Source organism: Burkholderia sp. BCC0322, assembly GCF_902833045.1.
Lineage (GTDB): Bacteria > Pseudomonadota > Gammaproteobacteria > Burkholderiales > Burkholderiaceae > Burkholderia.
The window spans coordinates 150470-168990 of sequence record NZ_CADFDU010000010.1 but is presented as its reverse complement, the minus strand read 5'-3'; the positions used below and the strand labels follow the sequence as shown (position 1 = coordinate 168990).

General features: G+C 72.2%; 8 protein-coding genes. 1 reads left to right on the top strand and 7 read right to left on the bottom strand.

Annotated features, from left to right (window positions below):
• Positions 1–144 precede the first annotated feature (144 nt).
• The gene (locus HWX39_RS25390) at positions 145–372 is read left to right on the top strand and encodes a hypothetical protein (RefSeq protein ID WP_175970546.1); all 228 of its coding nucleotides are present in this window, start codon (positions 145–147) and stop codon (positions 370–372) included.
• Here the strand turns inward: HWX39_RS25390 and treY are convergent.
• Genes treY through HWX39_RS25355 form a run of 7 tightly spaced genes read right to left on the bottom strand, consistent with a single transcriptional unit; the run spans position 359 to position 18382 of the window.
• Entirely contained in the window at positions 359–3133 is a 2775-nt protein-coding gene (gene treY, locus HWX39_RS25385; RefSeq protein WP_175970545.1) for a malto-oligosyltrehalose synthase, read from the bottom strand. The genes HWX39_RS25390 and treY overlap by 14 nt on opposite strands.
• Positions 3130–5349, bottom strand: a complete 2220-nt coding sequence (gene malQ, locus HWX39_RS25380; protein WP_175970544.1) for a 4-alpha-glucanotransferase — start codon at positions 5347–5349, stop codon at positions 3130–3132. The genes treY and malQ overlap by 4 nt, the downstream gene beginning before the upstream one ends.
• Entirely contained in the window at positions 5346–7217 is a 1872-nt protein-coding gene (gene treZ, locus HWX39_RS25375; RefSeq protein WP_175970543.1) for a malto-oligosyltrehalose trehalohydrolase, read from the bottom strand. The genes malQ and treZ overlap by 4 nt, the downstream gene beginning before the upstream one ends.
• Positions 7214–9340, bottom strand: a complete 2127-nt coding sequence (gene glgX, locus HWX39_RS25370) for a glycogen debranching protein GlgX (protein WP_175970542.1) — start codon at positions 9338–9340, stop codon at positions 7214–7216. Before glgX ends, treZ begins: the two co-directional genes overlap by 4 nt.
• Positions 9341–9372: 32 nt before the next feature.
• Entirely contained in the window at positions 9373–11580 is a 2208-nt protein-coding gene (gene glgB, locus HWX39_RS25365) for a 1,4-alpha-glucan branching protein GlgB (RefSeq protein WP_175970541.1), read from the bottom strand.
• Positions 11577–14990 carry a maltose alpha-D-glucosyltransferase gene (gene treS, locus HWX39_RS25360; RefSeq protein WP_175970653.1) on the bottom strand — a complete coding sequence of 1138 codons (3414 nt, stop codon included), beginning with the start codon at positions 14988–14990 and terminating at the stop codon, positions 11577–11579. Before treS ends, glgB begins: the two co-directional genes overlap by 4 nt.
• On the bottom strand, positions 14990–18382 hold the full coding sequence (locus tag HWX39_RS25355; protein WP_175970540.1) for a maltotransferase domain-containing protein: 3393 nt from the start codon (positions 18380–18382) through the stop codon (positions 14990–14992). The genes treS and HWX39_RS25355 overlap by 1 nt, the downstream gene beginning before the upstream one ends.
• Positions 18383–18521: the final 139 nt, after the last annotated feature.

Genomic DNA, 18521 nt, shown 5'->3' with positions numbered 1-18521 from the left:
CCGGCCGCTGGCCACCGTTCGGCGACGTATCGCGTCGCGCGCAGGTGGCTCGGGTGGCGGGGGCGCTGCGCAAACCGGCACGGTCCCTGCATGAGTGTCTTCGTGCCCGCGCGCACCGCGCGCAGCCGCCAACCGGGAACGAGCATGCTGTCCGCCCATGAATTCGCCACGCTGTTACTGGTGCATCGTGCACCGGAGCAAATCCAGACCGACCGCGAGGATGTCGTCGCGCTGGTCGCACGGCACCTGATCGTGATGCAGTACGACGACGCGTCGGGTGAGTGCAGGCCGGCGCTGACCGCCAAAGGGCTGTCGGTCGTGCAGTGCGTGCAGCGCAACGACGCGAGCGAGCCCGACGTCACCGATGCGTGACGGGCGGGCGCGCGGCGACGAGCACCGCGACGGGCAACGCGGCCAGGCAGCGCTCGAGTGGCAGCGTGCGTCCCGTCAGGTCGATCGTGTCCCGCGTATTCAGGCAATCCGTCCATGGCCCGTCGATATCGCGCGGCAGCACGACCGCCGTATCGCCCCATCGCGCGGGCGCCACGCGCGGCAAATCCGGCGTGTCGCCGAGCAGCGGGCACGCGAGCCGCGTCGCGACCACCACCACGGTGGCCTCATCGTTGCACCGCGCGAACGCCACCGCATGACGCCCGAGCGGGCCGCGCACGCGCAGCGGCACATACGCGCCGTCCGCGAATGCCGCTGGCCACCGTGCGCGCAGCGCGAGCATGCGCTCGACCAGCGCCCGCTTCACGCGCGCATCGGGCCACGCCGGCAGGTACGACGCGACCGGCCCGTCGACCCGTTCGGCCGCAAGCGCCGCGAACGGCACGTCGCGCCGGTTGTCCGGATCGACGAGCGAGTGATCCCATGATTCGGTGCCTTGATACAGGTCGGGCACGCCGGGCGACGCCATCCGCAGCACGGCCTGCGTCAGGCTGTTGATGACGCCGGCCGGCGCGATCCGCGCGACGAACGCATGCAGCCGGTGCGCGAAATCGCCGGCGCCGCTCGGCGTCAGGATCGCGCGGACGAATGCCGCGCAATCGCGCTCGTAGCGCATATCGGGCGCGAGCCAGTCGGTGTGCCGCTTCGCCTCGCGCAGCGCCTTCGTCTGCCACTGCGCGACGCGTTCGGCCAGCGCCGCGAGCCCCGCCGCATCGTCGGGCGCGAGTTCGGGCGGCCAGCAGCCGACGAGCGTCTGATACAGCATCGCCTCGGCGGCCGGCCCCGGCGTCCATGCGAGATCGCGATGCGCGCCGCCGCGATGCGGCCGGTTGAGCGCGGACCAGTCGAGCGCCGCCGCGCGCCACGCGTCGGGCATTTCGCTGAGCACGGCCAGCCGCGCACGCGCATCCTCGCCGCGTTTGTGGTCGTGCGTGGCGGTGGCGACGAGCCCGTGCGGCACGGTGCGCGCGCGGCGCCGGTTGCGCGCATGGAACGCGCCGCGCGACAGGCTGAAGTCACCGGCGTCGGCGCCGACCTCGTTGCGCGACAGCAGCCGGCCGTAACGATAGTGGGCCGTATCCTCGACGCCCTTCGCGGCGAGCGGCGCGGTGAGCTGCGCGAACGCGACGCGTGCCGCGTGCAGCGCGGCGGCGTCAGCGCGCGGCACGCGTGCGACCGGCAACCCGAGCCAGGTGGCGACGTGATCGAGCGCGAACCGGTCGGCCCGATCGACGGCCGCGCATGCGCGTTCGTACGCATGCCCGAGCACGCGGCGATCGGTGCCGGCGAGCGCTTCGTCACGCGCCGGATACAGCCGGTACACCGGCAGTTGAACCGCGAGTTCACCCAGTACGCGCTGAATCGCGATCAGGCTGACGTCGCGCGTCGCGGACGCCGCCCGTGCGATGCCATGCAACGCCCGCGCGGCGCGCGCCAGCTCGCCGGCGAGCTGGCGCATCAGCACGCGGCGCTTGCCGTCGAGCGCTTCCTGCGCGAAGGTGCGCGACGAACCCGACACGTGCGCCCAGTGCGCGGCCAGCGGCGCGGCGCCGGCCGGATCGTGCAGCAGCGCGCCGACGTCGTTCATGAAGTCGTAGCCGGTCGTGCCGTCGACGGTCCAGTCGGCGCGCAGCGTCTCGCCGGGCGCGAGGATCTTTTCGACGACGACGTACGGCCGCGCGTCGCGTTGCGCGGCAAGTCGCTCATGCAGCCGCCGGCAATACGCACGCGGATCGGCGAGACCGTCGACGTGATCGACGCGCAGGCCGTCGATGCAGCCGGTCGCATGCAGCCGGAGCGCCAGCGCGTGGACGGCATCGAACACCGCGTCGTCGTCGACACGGACGGCCGCGAGCGTCGCGATGTCGAAGAAGCGTCGCCAGTTCAATTCGTCGGCGGCCGTGCGCCACCAGGCGAGCCGGTAGTGCTGGCGTTCGAGCAGCCGGTGCAGGCACGCGCGCGAGCGCGCACGGCGTGGATCGGCGCCGCGCAGCACGGCGTCGAGCGCATGCGGGCCGTGCGCGGCCGCGTGATCGCGCAGCGCCGCATGCGCGGCGGCCAGTCGTGCGCTGTCGCGCGGCGGCGCGGCGTCGAAGCGTTCGGCGAGCGCGTTCAGGTCCGCGCGATTCGCGCTGCGCAGGATGTCCGCATAGGTGGCGACGGCGACCGGCAACCGTCGCCCGGGGCACGACACGAAGAAGCGTCCGGTGGCCGGATCGGCGTCGAGCGTGATGTCGCCGGCCGCGAGCGCCTCGCCGTACGGCGTGCCGAGGCAGGGCAACAGGACCTTGCCGTCGAGCGCCGCGTCGGGCGGATGCCAGTCGATGTCGAAGTGGCGTGCGTACGGGCTCGCGGGCCCCCATTCGAGCACGTCGTTCCACCAGCCGTTCGACGAGCCGCCGACGCCCATGTGGTTCGGCACGATGTCGACGATCACGCCCAGCCCGCGCGCGCGCAGCGCAGCGACGAGCCGGACGAAACCGGCTTCGCCGCCGAGTTCGGCGTTGAGCGTGCCGTAATCCACGGTGTCGTAGCCGTGTCGCGAACCGGGTTCGGCCGTCGCGACCGGCGACAGGTACAGGTGGCTCACGCCGAGCCGCGCGAAGTAGCCGGCGTGCGCGGCCGCGTCGTCGAACGTGAAGCCCGCATGCAGCTGGAGTCGCAGCGTCGCGCGTGGTGTCATCGGCCGGGCTCCCGCGAACGGCGCGCCCGCACGACGGCCGCGATGCGCTCGCGCACGTCGGCGTCGAACAGCGTATCGATCGCGCGTGGCAGGCGCTGCCGCCAGTTCGGGTGCCCGCAGGGCGGCCCCGGCAGGTTCGGCTGCGTGTCCAGCGCGAGCAGATCCTCGAGCGGCACGATCGCGAGCGGCGACGGGCTGCGCGCGACGTACGCGAGTATCGCGGCGACGGGTGGCGCGTCGGCGCGCGGGGCGGCGGCGCGGGCGGGTGCACAGCCTGCCTGCTGCAGCGCGCGCCACAGCGCCGCGCGTTCGGCGGCACGCGCCGCATGCGCGGCGAGGACGTCGGGATCGACGGCGGGCGGCGCCGTGGCAGGGCGGGGTTCCGGACGCGGCGCCGGGTCGGGCGCGGTGGCCGGGCGGGGCGCGATGTGGTGCGGATCGTGCGTGCTTGCCTCGTCCGGCGCGGGCGGCGCCGCGTCGCGCGCCGCCGCACCGTCGGACTGCCCTGCCGCGGCCTCGGCCGCGATCCGGCGCCATGCCAGATCGACGCCGCGCCACCAGCCGGCCACGGTCGGCAGATCGTGCGTCGACGACATCGCGATCGCGTCGCGATCCCACTCCGCCGGCGGCCGGAACGCGCCGCCGGCGTCGCGCTCGAACCACAGCACGCGCATCCCGGCGATGCCCTGCGCACCGAGCCGCTCGCGCAAGCCTGCCGGCACCGTGCCGAGATCCTCGCCGATCGCGAGCGCGCGATGACGCGCCGCCTCGAGCGCGACGAGCCGCACGAGATCGTCGACCGGATAGCGCAGGTACGCGCCGTCGCGCGGCGAGCCGCCGTCCGGCACGATCCACATCCGCGCGAAGCCGAGCACGTGATCGATGCGGATGCCGCCCGCATGCGCGAACGCCGCGCGCAACAGCTCGACGAACGGCACGAAACCGTCCGCGCGCAATGCGGCGGGCGTCCAGGTCGTCACGCCCCACGCCTGGCCGGCCGCATTGAACAAATCGGGCGGCGCACCGAGCGACACGCCGCGCAGCAGCGTCGGGCCATGTGCCCACGCGTCGCTGCCCGCGCGGTCGGAGCCCACCGCGAGATCGGCGATCAGCCCGACGGCCATGCCCGCGCCGCGTGCCGCGTGCTGCGCGTCGCGGAGCGCGCGCGACGCGCACCATTGCAGGAACGTGTGGAACGCGACCGTGTCGGCGTGGGTGTGCGCGAACGCGTCGACTTCGGCCGATCCCGGCTCGCGCCACGGCGCGGGCCAATGCCGCCAGTCCGCGCCGACGCCGCGTTCGATGCAGAACGCCTGCAGCGCGTCGAAACGCGCATGCGCGTCGAGTGCCGCGCCGCCCGCCGCGCGAAACCGCTGGAACGCGCCGCGTGACGGGTCGTCGCTGGCACGCCACGCGTCGAAGCACGCACGCAGGTGGCGCAGCTTCAGCGGCAGCACCTGCGGCCAGTCGATCAGCGGCGCGTCGGCCGCCGCACCAGGCGCGCGATGCGCGGCCGCGGCGCCCGGCACCGCGTCGCAATCGAGATACGCGACGTTGTGCCAGCGCCGTGACGACGGCGAATACGGGCTGTCGTGCGCGGGCAGCGCCGGAAAGCCGGCGTGTGTCGGGCTGATCGCCACCGCCTGCGCGCCGTGCCGTGCCGCCTGCGCGGCCAGCCGCGCCAGCGCGGTGTAGTCGCCCGCACCGCCGTCGCCGGCGCGGCGCAGGCTGTAGAGCTGCGCCGCGATGCCCCAGTGGCCGCCCGCGTCCGCCCCACGAGGGTCGAACGGGTGCGGGCGCGGCGGCGCGATCGTGAGCCCGATGCGCTGATCGCCGACGTCGAGCGCGTGATAGCCGGGTATCGCGAGCGGCGGCAGCGTGCCGTGTTGGCCCGCGCCGCCGACGCGCCCGTCGACATGCCCGCCCGTTTCGAGCGTGATCCGGAAGCGCGCGCCCGGCGGCGCGATCGTGGCCGGCAGGGTCAGCGGCAGGCCTGCGTCGCCGGTGACGATGCGCGGTGGCGCCGCGTTCGCGTCGGCGAGCGCGGCGGCGCTCGCGACCCGCTGGCGCGCCGTGCCGCACGGCCAGCCGAGCGCGTCGACGAGCGCGGCGAGCGCGCCGTCGTCCACCCGCCGCGCGATGCCGCCCGCATCGGTCCAGTCGGATTCCAGGCCGGCCGCGCGCGCGAGTTCGGCCATCGACACGTCGGTCGTCATGATCGGCCCTGTCCGTTCGCGCGGTGCTGTCGCGCATCGTGGTTGACGTTGCCGTCGCGCCACGCGATGCCCGCACGGGGCGGCAGCCGCCGGTCGCGCAGCCGGTCGCGTGCGCGCGGCGGTGTCTCGAACACGATCTTGCCGACCGGCAGCGCGGGCAGCACCGCGTCGTGCGAGCCGAGGTTCAACGCGATCGTCAGCGTGCTGCCGTCGCCGAGGCGCCAGCGCGCGACGAGCGCCTGCGGGTCGCCGTCGCCCGCGAGCAGCTCGACGCCGAGCGCGCGCGCGCCGGGCAGGTTCGGCGTCACGAGCGCCGCGCGCACGGCCAGCGCGCTGCGGTAGAAGCGCCGCCATGCGTCGGCGTCGGGCGTGGTTTCGTCGCGACTGCCGTGCAGCGTCGAACGCACGAACGTCGCGATGTCGTTCGGATCGGGAATCGCGCTGCGATGCGCAGCGTCGGCGAAGGCCGGAAAAGCCGCGAATTCGCGGCGCCGGCCTTCGCGCACCGCGTCGGCGAGCGCGCCGCGATAGTCGGTGAAGAACTGGAACGGCTGCGTGCTGCCGTCCTCCTCGCCCATGAACAGCAGCGGGATCGACGGCGCGAGCAGCAGCAGCGCGGTCGCCGCGCGCACCGCGTCTTCGTTCGCGAGCGTGCGCAGCCGTTCGCCGAACGCGCGATTGCCGACCTGGTCGTGGTTCTGCAGGAAGGCGACGAACGCGGTCGGCGGCAGGTGGGCGCTCGGTTCGCCGCGCGCGGCGCCGTCGTGCAACGGCGACGGTTCGCCCTGGTACGCGAAGCCTTCGCCGAGCGTGCGCGCGAGATGGCGCAGCGGCGCGTCGGCGTACGCGCGGTAGTAGCCGTCGCGCTCGCCGGTCAGCAGCACGTGCGCGCTGTTGTGGAAGTCGTCGTTCCATTGCGCGTCGAAATCGCCGGGCCGGAGCAGGCTTGCCGCGTTGCGTTCGTTCTCGAGCACGAGGTGCACATGACGCGTGTCGCCCGCATACGCGCGCACGCGGTGCGCGAGTTCGCGCAGCCACGCGTCGTCGTCGATCGCGTGCGCGGCATCGATGCGCAACCCGTCGAAACGGAATTCGTCGAGCCAGTACAGCGCGTTCTCGATGAAGAACGCGCTCGTTTGCGCGCACGAAAAGTCGATGGCCGGCCCCCATGCGGTCTGCCGGTCGGTGCGGAAGAACGCGGGCGCATAGCGCGGCAGCCGGTTGCCTGCCGGGCCGAAGTGGTTGTAGACGACGTCGAGGAACACCTGCAACTCGAGCCCGTGCGCGGCATCGACCAGCGCCTTCAGTTCGTCGGGCCGCCCGTACGACGCATCGGGCGCGAACGGCAGCACGCCGTCGTAGCCCCAGTTGCGCGTGCCGGGGAACGTGTTGACGGGCATCAGCTCGACCGCGGTCACGCCGAGCGCGGCGATCTCCGGCAGGCGCCGCTCGACGCTCGCGTGGCCGCCGCATGCGCCGACATGCAGCTCGTACAGCACCGTTTCGTGCCACGGGCGGCCGCGCCACGCGTCGTGGCGCCAGCGGTACGCAGCCGGATCGACCACCTGGCTCGGGCCTTCCACGCCGCCGGGCTGGAAGCGCGATGCGGGATCGGGTACCGCGAGATCGCCGTCGACCCGGTAGCGATACAGCGTGCCGGGGCCGCAGGGCGCGACGACCTCGAACCAGCCGTCGCCGACCGGGCTCATCGCGATCGCGGGCGTGTGTTCGCCCTCGATCTCGACGGCGGCCGTGCGGCTCGCGGGCGCCCACAGCCGGAAGCGCGTGCGGTCGACATCGACGCAGGTCGCGCCGAACGACATGTCGAACGCGTGCGGGCCGGATGGACGATCGGAGCGTGATCTCATGGCGAGTCTCCCGAAGACAGGTCGGGCGGCACGGCGGCCACCGCGATCGCGGCCGCGTGCGCGGCGACGTCGAGCCCGTCGGCCGGCCACGCGCGCGGGCCGGCGTCCGGCGTGGCCGTGTCGACCAGCACGCGGTAGTCGAGCGCCGGTGCGGGCGGCGCGAACACGACCGTCTCGGACGACGCGTTCAGCATCACGAGCAGCGCTTCGGTGCGCCCGGTGCGGCCCGTGCCGACGCGCCGCATCGTCAGCGCGCGGCGCTCGTGGTCCTGCCACGCAGGCACGGTCATCGCGACGCCGTGCTCGTCGAACCAGTCGATCTCGGCCATGCCCGGCGCGGCGTCGCGGTCGCCCGACGGATAGCGCGGCGCGGACATCACCGGGTACATGCGGCGCAGCGCGGCGAGCCGCGACACGAAGCGCATCAGCGTCACGGCTTCGTCGCTGCGCGCCAGATCCCAGTCGAGCCACGACAGCTCGTTGTCCTGGCAGTACGCGTTGTTGTTGCCGTGCTGCGTGCGGCCGAATTCGTCGCCGGCCACCAGCATCGGCGTGCCGAGCGCGGTGAACAGCGTCGCGAGCATCGAGCGCGCGACGCGCGCGCGCACGTCGCGGATCGCCGCGTCGTCGGTCGGGCCTTCGGCGCCCCAGTTCGCGCTGCAGTTGTCGTCGCGGCCGTCGCGGTTGTCCTCGCCGTTCGCGTCGTTGTGTTTCGCCGAATACGACACGAGATCGGCGAGCGTGAAGCCGTCGTGCGCGGTGACGAAATTGACCGATGCCCACGTGTGGCGCCGCTGGCGGTTGAACAGGTCGGCCGAGCCCGCGAGGCGCGCGGCGAGCTCCGGCCGCTGGCCCGCGTCGCCGCGCCAGTAGCGCCGCACGGTGTCGCGAAAGCGGTCGTTCCATTCGGCGAAGCCGGGCGGGTGGCGGCCGAGCTGGTAGCCGCCGGGGCCGAGATCCCACGGCTCGGTGATCAGCTTGCGCTGCGCGAGCACCGGGTCCTGCCGAAGGGCATCGAAAAACCCCGCGCCGGGATCGAAGCCGTGATCCTCGCGGCCGAGCGTCACGCCGAGGTCGAAGCGGAAGCCGTCGATGTTGAACGCGGTGGCCCAGTAGCGCAGCGAATCCATCACCATCTGCACGATGCGCGGATGCGACAGGTTCAGCGTGTTGCCGCAGCCGGTCTCGTCGACATGGAAGCGGCGGTCGTCCGGCATCAGCCGGTAGTAGCTCGCGTTGTCGAGGCCGCGCCACGACAGCGTCGGGCCGAGCTCGTTGCCCTCGCACGTATGGTTGTAGACGACGTCGAGCACGACCTCGATGCCGGCTGCATGCAGCTGGCGGATCGCGATGCGCATCTCGTCGAGCCGCCGCGTCGCGAGATACGCGGGCTCGGGCGCGAAGAACGCGGCCGTGTCGTAGCCCCAGTAGTTGCGCAGCCCGCGGTTCACGAGCGCGCGTTGCTGCAGGAATGCGTGGACGGGCAGCAGCTCCACCGTCGTCACGCCGATCGACAGCAGGTGGTCGATGAACGCCGGATGCGCGAACGCCGCGAACGTGCCGCGTTCGGGCGGGCGCAACCCGGCGCGGCGCATCGACGCGCCGCGCACGTGGGTTTCGTAGATCACCGTGTTGCGCCACGATACGCGCGGGCGCCGGTCGTCGCGCCAGTCGAACGCCTCGTCGACCACCACGCACTTCGGCATCGCGGGCGCCGAGTCGCGGCGGTCCATCGACAGGTCCGCGCGGCTCGAATGGACCCGATAGCCGAACAGCGCGTCCGACCAGCGGAACTGGCCGACCAGCTTGCGCGCGTACGGGTCGAGCAGCAGCTTGGTCGGGTTGAAGCGATGGCCGTGCTGCGGCTGGTACGGGCCGTCCGCGCGGAACCCGTACACGGTGCCCGGATGCGCGTTGGGCAGGTAGCCGTGCCACACCTCGTCGGTGCATTCGGGCAGGTCGAGGCGCGCGAGCTCCTTGCGACCGGTCGGATCGAACACGCACAGCTGGATGCGCTGCGCGTGCGCGGAAAACACCGCGAAGTTGGTCCCGAGGCCGTCCCAGGTCGCGCCGAGCGGGTAGCTGCGGCCGGATTCGAGACGGGCGGGCAGGGCAGTCGGCATGGGGCGGATCTCCGTGTCGAGGGCGCGGGCAATCAGGCAGGGCGCAGCCACAGCGTCGCGAGCGGCGGCAGGCGCAGGGTCGCCGACCACGCTTCGCCGTGCGCGGGCACGGCTTCGGCCCACACGGCGCCGTCGTTGCCGGCATTGGTGCCGCCGTACGGCGCGGCATCGGTGTTCATCAGTTCGCGCCACTGTCCGGGTGCGGGCAGGCCGACGCGGTAGTCTGCGCGCGGCACCGGCGTGAAATTGCAGACGGCGACCACGACGTGTCCGGCGTCGTCGCGGCGCGCGAATGCGAACACGCTGTTGTCGCGGTCGTCGCCGATCAGCCACGCGAAGCCCGCTGCATGGCAGTCGAGCGCGTGCAGCGCCGGCTCGGCCGCATACGTGCGGTTCAGGTCGCGCACGAGCCGCTGCACGCCGCGATGCGCGGGCGCGTCGAGCAGGTCCCAGTGCGGCGTCGCGTCGTGCGCGAATTCGGCCCATTGCGCGAATTCGCTGCCCATGAACAGCAGCTTTTTGCCCGGGTGCGCCCACATGAAGCCGAAGTACGCGCGCAGCGTCGCGAGCCGCTGCCACGCGTCGCCCGGCGTCTTCGCGACGAGCGAGCCCTTGCCGTGCACGACCTCGTCGTGCGACAGCGGCAGCACGAAGCGCTCGGAGAACGCGTACACGAGCCCGAACGTCATCCGGTCGTGATGATAGCGGCGGTGGATCGGGTCCTCGCGCAGATACGCGAGCGTGTCGTGCATCCAGCCCATGTTCCACTTGAAGTCGAAGCCGAGCCCGCCGTCGCCGGTCGGCGCGGTCACGCCGGGCCACGCGGTCGATTCCTCCGCGACGGTGACGACGCCGGCCGGTGTGGCCGCACCGTGCAGCGTGTCGTTCAGCATGCGCAGGAATGCGACCGATTCGAGGTTCTCGCGGCCGCCGTGCACGTTCGGCACCCATTCGCCCTCGGCGCGCGAATAGTCGCGGTACAGCATCGACGCGACCGCATCGACGCGGATGCCGTCGACGTGATACCGGCGCGCCCAGGCGAGCGCCGACGCGGCGAGGAACGCGCCGACTTCCGTGCGCCCGACGTTGAACACGCAGGTGTGCCAGTCGGGATGCAGCCCTTCGCGCGGGTCGGCATGTTCGTACAGCGCCGTACCGTCGAATTGCGCGAGGCCATGCGGATCGTCGGGGAAATGCGCGGGCACCCAGTCGACCAGCACGCCGATGCCGGCCGCATGCGCGCGGTCGACGAAGCGCGCGAAGCCGTCGACCGGCCCGAAACGCGCGGACGGCGCGAACTGCGCAAGCGGCTGGTAGCCCCACGAGCCGCCGAACGGGTATTCGGCGATCGGCATGAACTCGACGTGTGTGAAGCCCATCCCCTGCACGTACGGAATCAGCCGCTCGGCGAGCTCGTCCCACGTCGCGCTGCGGTCCATCTCCTCGGGCACGCGCTGCCACGACTCCGGATGCACCTCGTAGATCGACCACGGCACGCGGTAGCGGTCGGCGTGCGGCCGCGCGCGCATCCAGCCGTCGTCGTGCCAGGCGAACGCATCGAGCGCCGCGACGTCGGCGACGACCGACGCCGTGCGCGGCGGCGCTTCGGTCGCGCGCGCACAGGGATCGGCCTTGTGCGGCAGCACGCGCCCGTCGGCCGCGCGCAGCTCGTACTTGTAGCGCTCGCCCGCGCCGATGCCCGGCACGAACAGCTCCCACACGCCCGACGGCCGCCGCAGCCGCATCGGATGGCGGCGGCCGTCCCATCCGTTGAAATCGCCGACCACCGACACGCGCTGCGCGTTCGGCGCCCAGACCGCGAAGCGCACGCCGTCGGTGTCGCCGATGCGCGCGGGCGTCGCGCCGAGACAGTCGAGCACGGCGGCCGGGTCGCCGGCCGAGAAGCGCGCGAGCGCCGCGTCGTCGAGCAGCGTGCCGAACGCATACGCATCGTCGATCACCTGCCGCGCGTCAGGCCACTCGATCGCGAGCCGGTAGTGGGGCGCGCCGCCGTTGCGCGGGATCGTCCCCGCGAAGCAGCCGGCGCGATCGACGCACGCGAGCGTGCCGAGTTCGGTGCCTTCCGGCGACAGCGCATGCACGCTTTTCGCGCCGGGCAGCACCGCGCGCACGACGACCCGGCCGGTTTGCCCGTGCGGGCCGAGGCACGCGAACGGATCGGGATGGCGGCCGGCGAGCAGCGCGTCGATATCGGATCGTTCGAACAGCGTCTCGGTCATGACCTGCCTCCGTCGTCGGATGCGGCGCCGTCGTCGAGCAGCCGTTCGACCAGCGCCCCGAGCCCGCCGACCGGCACGCCGAGCCAGTCGGGCCGGTTCGCGGCTTCGTAGCACAGCTCGTACGACGCCTTGTCGATCAGGAACAGCGCGAGCAGGCGATCGGCGTAGCGCGGGTCGACGAAACGCGCGGGCGCCTGTTCGGCGGCCGCGCGATAGCATTCGACGAAGCGGTCGGCGGCGGCCTGCCCGAAGCGGTCGAACAGTGTGCGCTTGCGGCCGGCCGCCTGCGGCGGCGCCTTCTCGATCGCGAACTGCGCGATCGCGCTCACGTACGACAGCGAACGCAGCAGGCCGGCCACGTCGCGTAGCGGATGCGATTTCGCACGGCGGCGCGCGAGCGAGCGCGCCGGCTCGCCCTCGAAGTCGATCAGCAGCGCGTCGCCCTGCACGTCGAGCACCTGGCCCAGATGGAAATCGCCGTGGATCCGCATGCATTGCGCATCGAGCGTGCGCGGCACGAGTTCGCCGAGCGCGCGCACGGCCGCGTCGCGCGACGCGAGCAGCGTGTCGGCCGCCGCGCGCATCGCGGGTTCGAGCGCATCGAGCCGCGTGTGCAGCACGTCGAGCGCGTGCTCGAACGACGCAATCGCGTCCGCGCGCCAGCCTTCGACGTGTTCGGGCGTCGCATGCTCCGGTGCGAACGCGGGATCGTCGGAGGGCTGCGCGAGCGCGACGTGCAGCTGGCCGAGCCGCGTGCCGATGATCCCCGCGAACGCCGCGTAGCCGAGCAGCGCGTCGGGTACCTCGTCCGTTTCGGCGGTCTCGTCGTCGTCCGCGGCCGGCAGCGCGAGCTCGTCCACCGCGCGCCGCAGGAAATCGAACGAACGCGTCCACGCGTCGCCCTGGTTGTCGACATAGCGCTGCAGGATCGCGACCGTGTGCGGCGTGCCGTCCGGATCGACGTGCACGACTTCGCCCGCGAGCGTCGCGGTGTTCGGGTAGTCGATCCGCGTCAGGTGCCGGCTCATTTCCGCTTCCGGATGCACGCCGTGCGCGACCTTGCGGACCAGCTTCAGCACGATCGCGTCGCCGATCACGAGCGAGCTGTTGCTCTGCTCGGCCGCGAGCCAGCGCACTTCGGCGTCGTCGCCGGGATCGAGTGCGGCGAGCGCGTCTTCGGGCAGGAACGCGAGCCGGCCGCCGTCGGCGGTCGGCACCGCCGCACCGTCGCGCAGCTTGCGCAGCATGCCGCGCGCGAACGCCGGCAGCGCGAACGCGTCGGTCAGGTAGCCGACCGTATGGCCGCGCCGCACGCGCGCCAGCGCGAGCTGCGCGAACAGCGGCTGCGAGGTTTCGCCCCCCCACGCGGTCGCGAGCGGCACGACGTAGCGTTCGACGCCACCCGGCTCGCCGGATTCGACCCAGGCCTCCGCATACTGGAACGGTTCGCCCGGCACCGGCGTGACGACGTTCAGCCTGGCCGCGCCGATCGCACGGTCCTTCGAGGCGAACCAGCGCCGCCGCGCGAGCCACGACGGCAGCGCATCGTGCGCGAGCACGGGCAGCTGTTCGACGTCCGGCCGCGCATCGCCGCGCCGCATCACGAGCGTCACGTATTCGGGCAACGGCTCCGCCTGGGGGTGCCGCCACGACGGCTCGCGGCCGTGCTCGGCCAGGACGAACCACAGGAATCCATACGGCGGGAAGGTGAGGAGATACGGGAGCTGGCCGATCGGCGGAAACGGCGAATCCGACGTCATCTCGATCGGCACGCGCCCCGCGAATTCGGACAGGTCGAGCTCGACGGCCTGCGACGCGCGCGACAGGTTCGCGACGCACAGCACCGGATCGTGCCCGTCCAGCTCGCGCAGGTACGCGAGCACCTTGCGGTTCTCCGGGCGCAGGAAGCGGATCGTGCCGCGCCCGAACGCCTGCGATGCGCGGCGGGTCGACAGGATGCGGCGCGTCCAGTTCAGCAGCGAATGCGGGTCGCGCGTCTGCGCTTCGACGTTGACCGCGTCATAGCCGTACAGCGGCCCCATCACCGGCGGCAGCACGAGCAGTTCGGGGTCGGCGCGCGAGAAGCCGCCGTTGCGGTCGGACGACCACTGCATCGGCGTGCGCACACCGTCGCGGTCGCCGAGGTGGATGTTGTCGCCCATCCCGAGCTCGTCGCCGTAATAGATCACCGGCGTGCCCGGCATCGACAGCAGCAGCGAGTTGATCAGCTCGATGCGGCGCCGGTCGCGCTCCATCAGCGGCGCGAGCCGGCGCCGGATGCCGAGGTTCAGCCGCGCGCGCCGGTCGCTCGCATAGGTCTGCCACAGCAGGTCGCGCTCGGAGTCGGTGACCATCTCGAGCGTCAGCTCGTCGTGGTTGCGCAGGAACACGGCCCACTGGTTGCTCGGCGCGAGTTCCGGCGTCTGTCGCATGATGTCGACGATCGGGAAGCGGTCCTCGCTCGCGATCGACATGTAGATGCGCGGCATCAGCGGGAAATGGAACGCCATGTGGCATTCGTCCTCGTCGCCGAAATATTCCTGTACGTCTTCCGGCCACTGGTTCGCTTCGGCGAGCAGCATCCGGTTCGGATACTCGGCGTCGATCGTCGCGCGGATCCGTTTCAGGATCGCGTGCGTCTCGGGCAGGTTTTCGTTGTTGGTGCCCTCACGCGCGACGAGATAAGGCACCGCGTCGAGCCGCAGCCCGTCGATGCCGAGGTCGAGCCAGAAGCGCATCACCTGCATCACCTCGCGCACGACGGCCGGGTTGTCGAAATTCAGGTCGGGCTGGTGCGAATAGAAGCGGTGCCAGTAGTACTGGCCGGCGACCGGGTCGTACGTCCAGTTCGACGTTTCCGTATCGAGGAAGATGATCCGCGTGCCCGCGTATTTCGTGTCGGTGTCGGACCACATGTAGTAGTCGCGGTGAATCGAGCCCGGTTTCGCGCGGCGCGCGCGCTGGAACCACGGATGCTGGTCCGACGTGTGGTTGATCACGAGCTCGGTGATCACGCGAATGCCGCGCGCATGCGCTTCGCGGATGAAGCGCCGCACGTCGGCGAGCGTGCCGTAGTCCGGATGCACGTCGCGGTAGTCGGCGATGTCGTAGCCGTCGTCGCGGCGCGGCGACGGGTAGAACGGCAGCAGCCAGATCGTGTCGACGCCGAGTTCGGCGATGTAGTCGAGCTTCGCGATCAGGCCGGGGAAATCGCCGATGCCGTCGTTGTTCGAGTCGTAGAACGACTTCACGTGCACCTGGTAGATGATCGCGTCCTTGTACCACAGCGGATCGTCCGCGCAGAGCGCCGGCGCGCGGCGGCGTGCACGGCGCCGGCGCGGCGTGCCGGCCGGCGCGAGCGACGGGAATTGCGCGCGGCGTACGTCGTCGAGGGAATCTTCGCGTTTCATCATCCGTGCCCTCCCGAAGGTGGCCGGGCCTCGCCCGGTTCGCGCGCCGCCGCCCGCGCGGCGCCTGGAGACGGCGTGAGCCGCCAGATCGCATACGGCCGCACGTGCGGATCGAGCGACACGTACTGGCGATGCCCGCGCCAGGTTTCCGCATGCGCGGCATCCTGCTCGAGCGCGTCGAGCGGTTCGCCGTCGACGAGCCCGAAGCCGCGCCACAGCGACGCATCGAGCGTGAAGTTCGCGACCTGCGGATGCCACGGGTCGATGCTGATCGTGACGACGACCACGCTGTCGAACGCGGGCGTCGCCTTCACGAACACGAGCACCGCGTCGTTGTCCGCGTCGGCGAACGTGACGCCGAGATGCGTCTGCAGCGCAGGGTGGGCGCGCCGCGCGCGGTTCAGCCGCGCGACCTCGGCGCCGATATGCGCGGCCTTGCTCCAGTCGCGTGCGCGCAGCTCGTATTTCTCCGCGTTCGCGTATTCCTCGCTGTCCGGCAGCGGCGCCGATTCGCCGAGCTCGAAGCCCGAGTACAGGCCCCACGATCCGGCCAGCGTCGCCGCGAGCGCCGCGCGGATCACGAACTGCGTGCGCGGCGCGTTCTGCAGGTGGCGCGGGTTGATGTCGGGCGTGTTGACGAAGAAGTTCGGCCGGAAGAATTCGCGCGCGGGGCCGGTCGTCAGTTCGGTCAGGTAGTCGATGAATTCGCGCTTCGACTCGCGCCACGTAAAGTACGTGTACGACTGCGAGAAGCCGACTTTCGCGAGCCGATACATCATCGCCGGCCGCGTGAACGCTTCGGACAGGAACACGACGTCCGGGTGCCGGCCGCGCACGTCGTCGATCATCCACGCCCAGAACGGCAGCGGCTTCGTGTGCGGGTTGTCGACGCGGAAGATCCGCACGCCCGCGTCGACCCAGAACAGCACCGCGTCGCGCAGCGCGAGCCACAGGTCGGGCAGCGCGTCCGGCGCGTAGAAATCGGGGTTCACGATGTCCTGGTAGCGCTTCGGCGGATTCTCCGCGAAGCGCAGCGAGCCGTCCGGCCGCCATGCGAACCAGCCCGGATGCGCGGCGAGCCACGGATGGTCGGGCGAGCACTGGATCGCGAAATCGAGCGCGATCTCGAGCCCGTGGCCGCGGGCGGCATCGACCAGCGCGCGGAACGCGTCGAGCGTGCCGAGCTGCGGATGCACGGCCGTGTGGCCACCGTCCGGCGAGCCGATCGCGTACGGGCTGCCGACGTCGCCGGGGCCGGCCTTCAGACTGTTGTTGCGTCCCTTGCGCGCGGTCGTGCCGATCGGGTGGATCGGCGGGAAATACAGCACGTCGAAACCCATGTCGCGGATGCGCGGCAGGTGCGCGATCACGTCGTCGAACGTGCCGTGCCGGTGCGGATCGTCGCTCGCCGAGCGCGGAAACATCTCGTACCAGCTGGAAAAGCGCGCCGCGCGGCGCTCGACGTCGACCGGGAAGGTCGTCGTGTCGTGCGTGACGAACGGACGGTAGCGCAGCGCCGCGAACGCGTTGGCGAGCGGCGCCGCGTCGAGCTGCGCGAGCCGCGCGTCGGCCGGCGCGTCCCTGAATTCGGCGGCGAGCCGTTCCATCTGCGTGAGCGCGCGCGCATCGAGCGGGTCGGCGAGCTTGAGCGCGGTGGCGAGCAGCAGCTGCGCTTCGCGCAGCTCGAGCGTCACGTCCTGGCCGGCCGCGTGTTTCTTCGCGACATCGTCGACGAGCGACGCCCAGTCGTCGCGCCACGCGAGCACGCGAAACTCATGGCGGCCGAGCCGGTCGAGCGAGACGCGCGCGTGCCAGCCGTCGTTCGGTTCGGCTTCGAACGGGATTTCGCGCCAGTCGTCGTCGCCGGCGGCGCGCCACTGCAGCGCGGCCGCGAGATGCGCGTGCCCGTCGGTGAAGATCGATGCGTGGACGACGAGCGTTTCGCCGATCACGCGCTTGACCGCGAAGCGGCCGCCGTCGACCGACGGCTCGACGCGCTCGATCGCGATCCGGTCGGCCGCGAGCGCGGCGGACAGCGCCGCACGCTCGTGTGCGGCGTCCTGGCGTGTCGTGACGGGCGGCGCCTGCCACGCATGCAGCAGCACGCAGGCGCCGGGTTCGAGCGTGAACGGCTGGAGAGCGGCCGGCGGGCGGGTTTGCGCGCCGTCGTGTGTGGCGACGCGCGTGAATCCGCCCGGCACGCCGGGCAGGATCGTCGCGGGATCGACCGTCACCGCTGCGTCGAGATCGGGATTCAATACGATCAGCAGCGCCGCTTCGTCGTGTTCGAGCGACGGGCCGGCGCCGCGCAGCAGCGCGGTCGCCGGTGCGCCAGACGCGCTCAACTGGATGATCTCGCCGCGCGCGGCCGCGACGGGCGTGGCGCGACGCCACGCATTCGCATCGGCGATCGCGCCCGACAGGTCGAAGCGCGCGCCGTCGCACGCGGCGTGGAAGCGCGCGGCATCGGCGTCGCGCGCCATCAGCGGCACCGTGACGCCGCGCTCGAAGCCCATCGGCACGAGCCAGCCGGTGCCGACGGCCGCGGCCGTCCACAGTGCACGGCGATACGCGCGAGCGACGGTGTCATCCGGCGCGTCGGGCCAGTCGTCGGCGAGGCGCGCGCCGTCGAACGCGTCCGGAAACGCGATCGGCGAGCCGATGCGCCGCAGCAGCCGGTGTTCGTCGACGAACCACGGGGCGCGCAGGTCCCACCAGCGCACCGATGAAAACACCGCGTCGAACCCGGCGCCTTCGAGCCGCGCGAGCGCGTCGCGCGCATGGCCGGGCACGCCGGCAAGCACCGCGACGTCAGGGCGCGCGCGACGCAGCGCCGCGCGCCAGCCGGGCCACCAGTCGGCCGGCAGATGATGCGGCGCGTCGATGAGGAAACCGGCCGCGCCTGCATCGGCGAACGCGGCGAGGTGCTTGCACCACCACGCGGACAGCGCGCCGCGCGCCGCGTCGTCGCCGAGGTTCGCGTGAGCGACATCCTGCGCGGGCGCGGCGCCGCGCGGATCGATCAGCGCATCGTCGTGCGTGTGCTCGACGTACCAGTCCGGGTGCTCGGCGCGCAGCGGATTCTCGCGCGCGATGCGGTCCGGCACGACTTCGAGCAGCAGGCGCAGCCCGTGGCGCTGCGCGAGCTGCGCGAGCCGCGAGAAGGTTTCGAGCGCGCCCGCGCGTGTCGCGAACGTGTGGGCCGGGCGATGGAAATCGGCCACGTGGCGCGGAAAGCCGGCGACGCTCGCGGCCCAGAAGGCGCCGACCAGCACGTGATCGAAGCCCATGCCCGCGACATGCGCGAACGTCTGTGGCCATGCGTCGAGCGGCCCGACGAGGCGGGCGTCGCAGAACTGGATATGCGGAGCGAAGATCGGCGTGGCGTTCATGGCGCGGGGCGTAGGGGCGGCGGTCGGTGACGCCGGTTCGCCGCAACGCACGTGCCTGCCGGGTGGTTTCCCGTGCGGCGGGGCCTGCGCGGGATGCCGATGACAAGGGACTGTCGTTTTTACACGATCGGGTATCGCG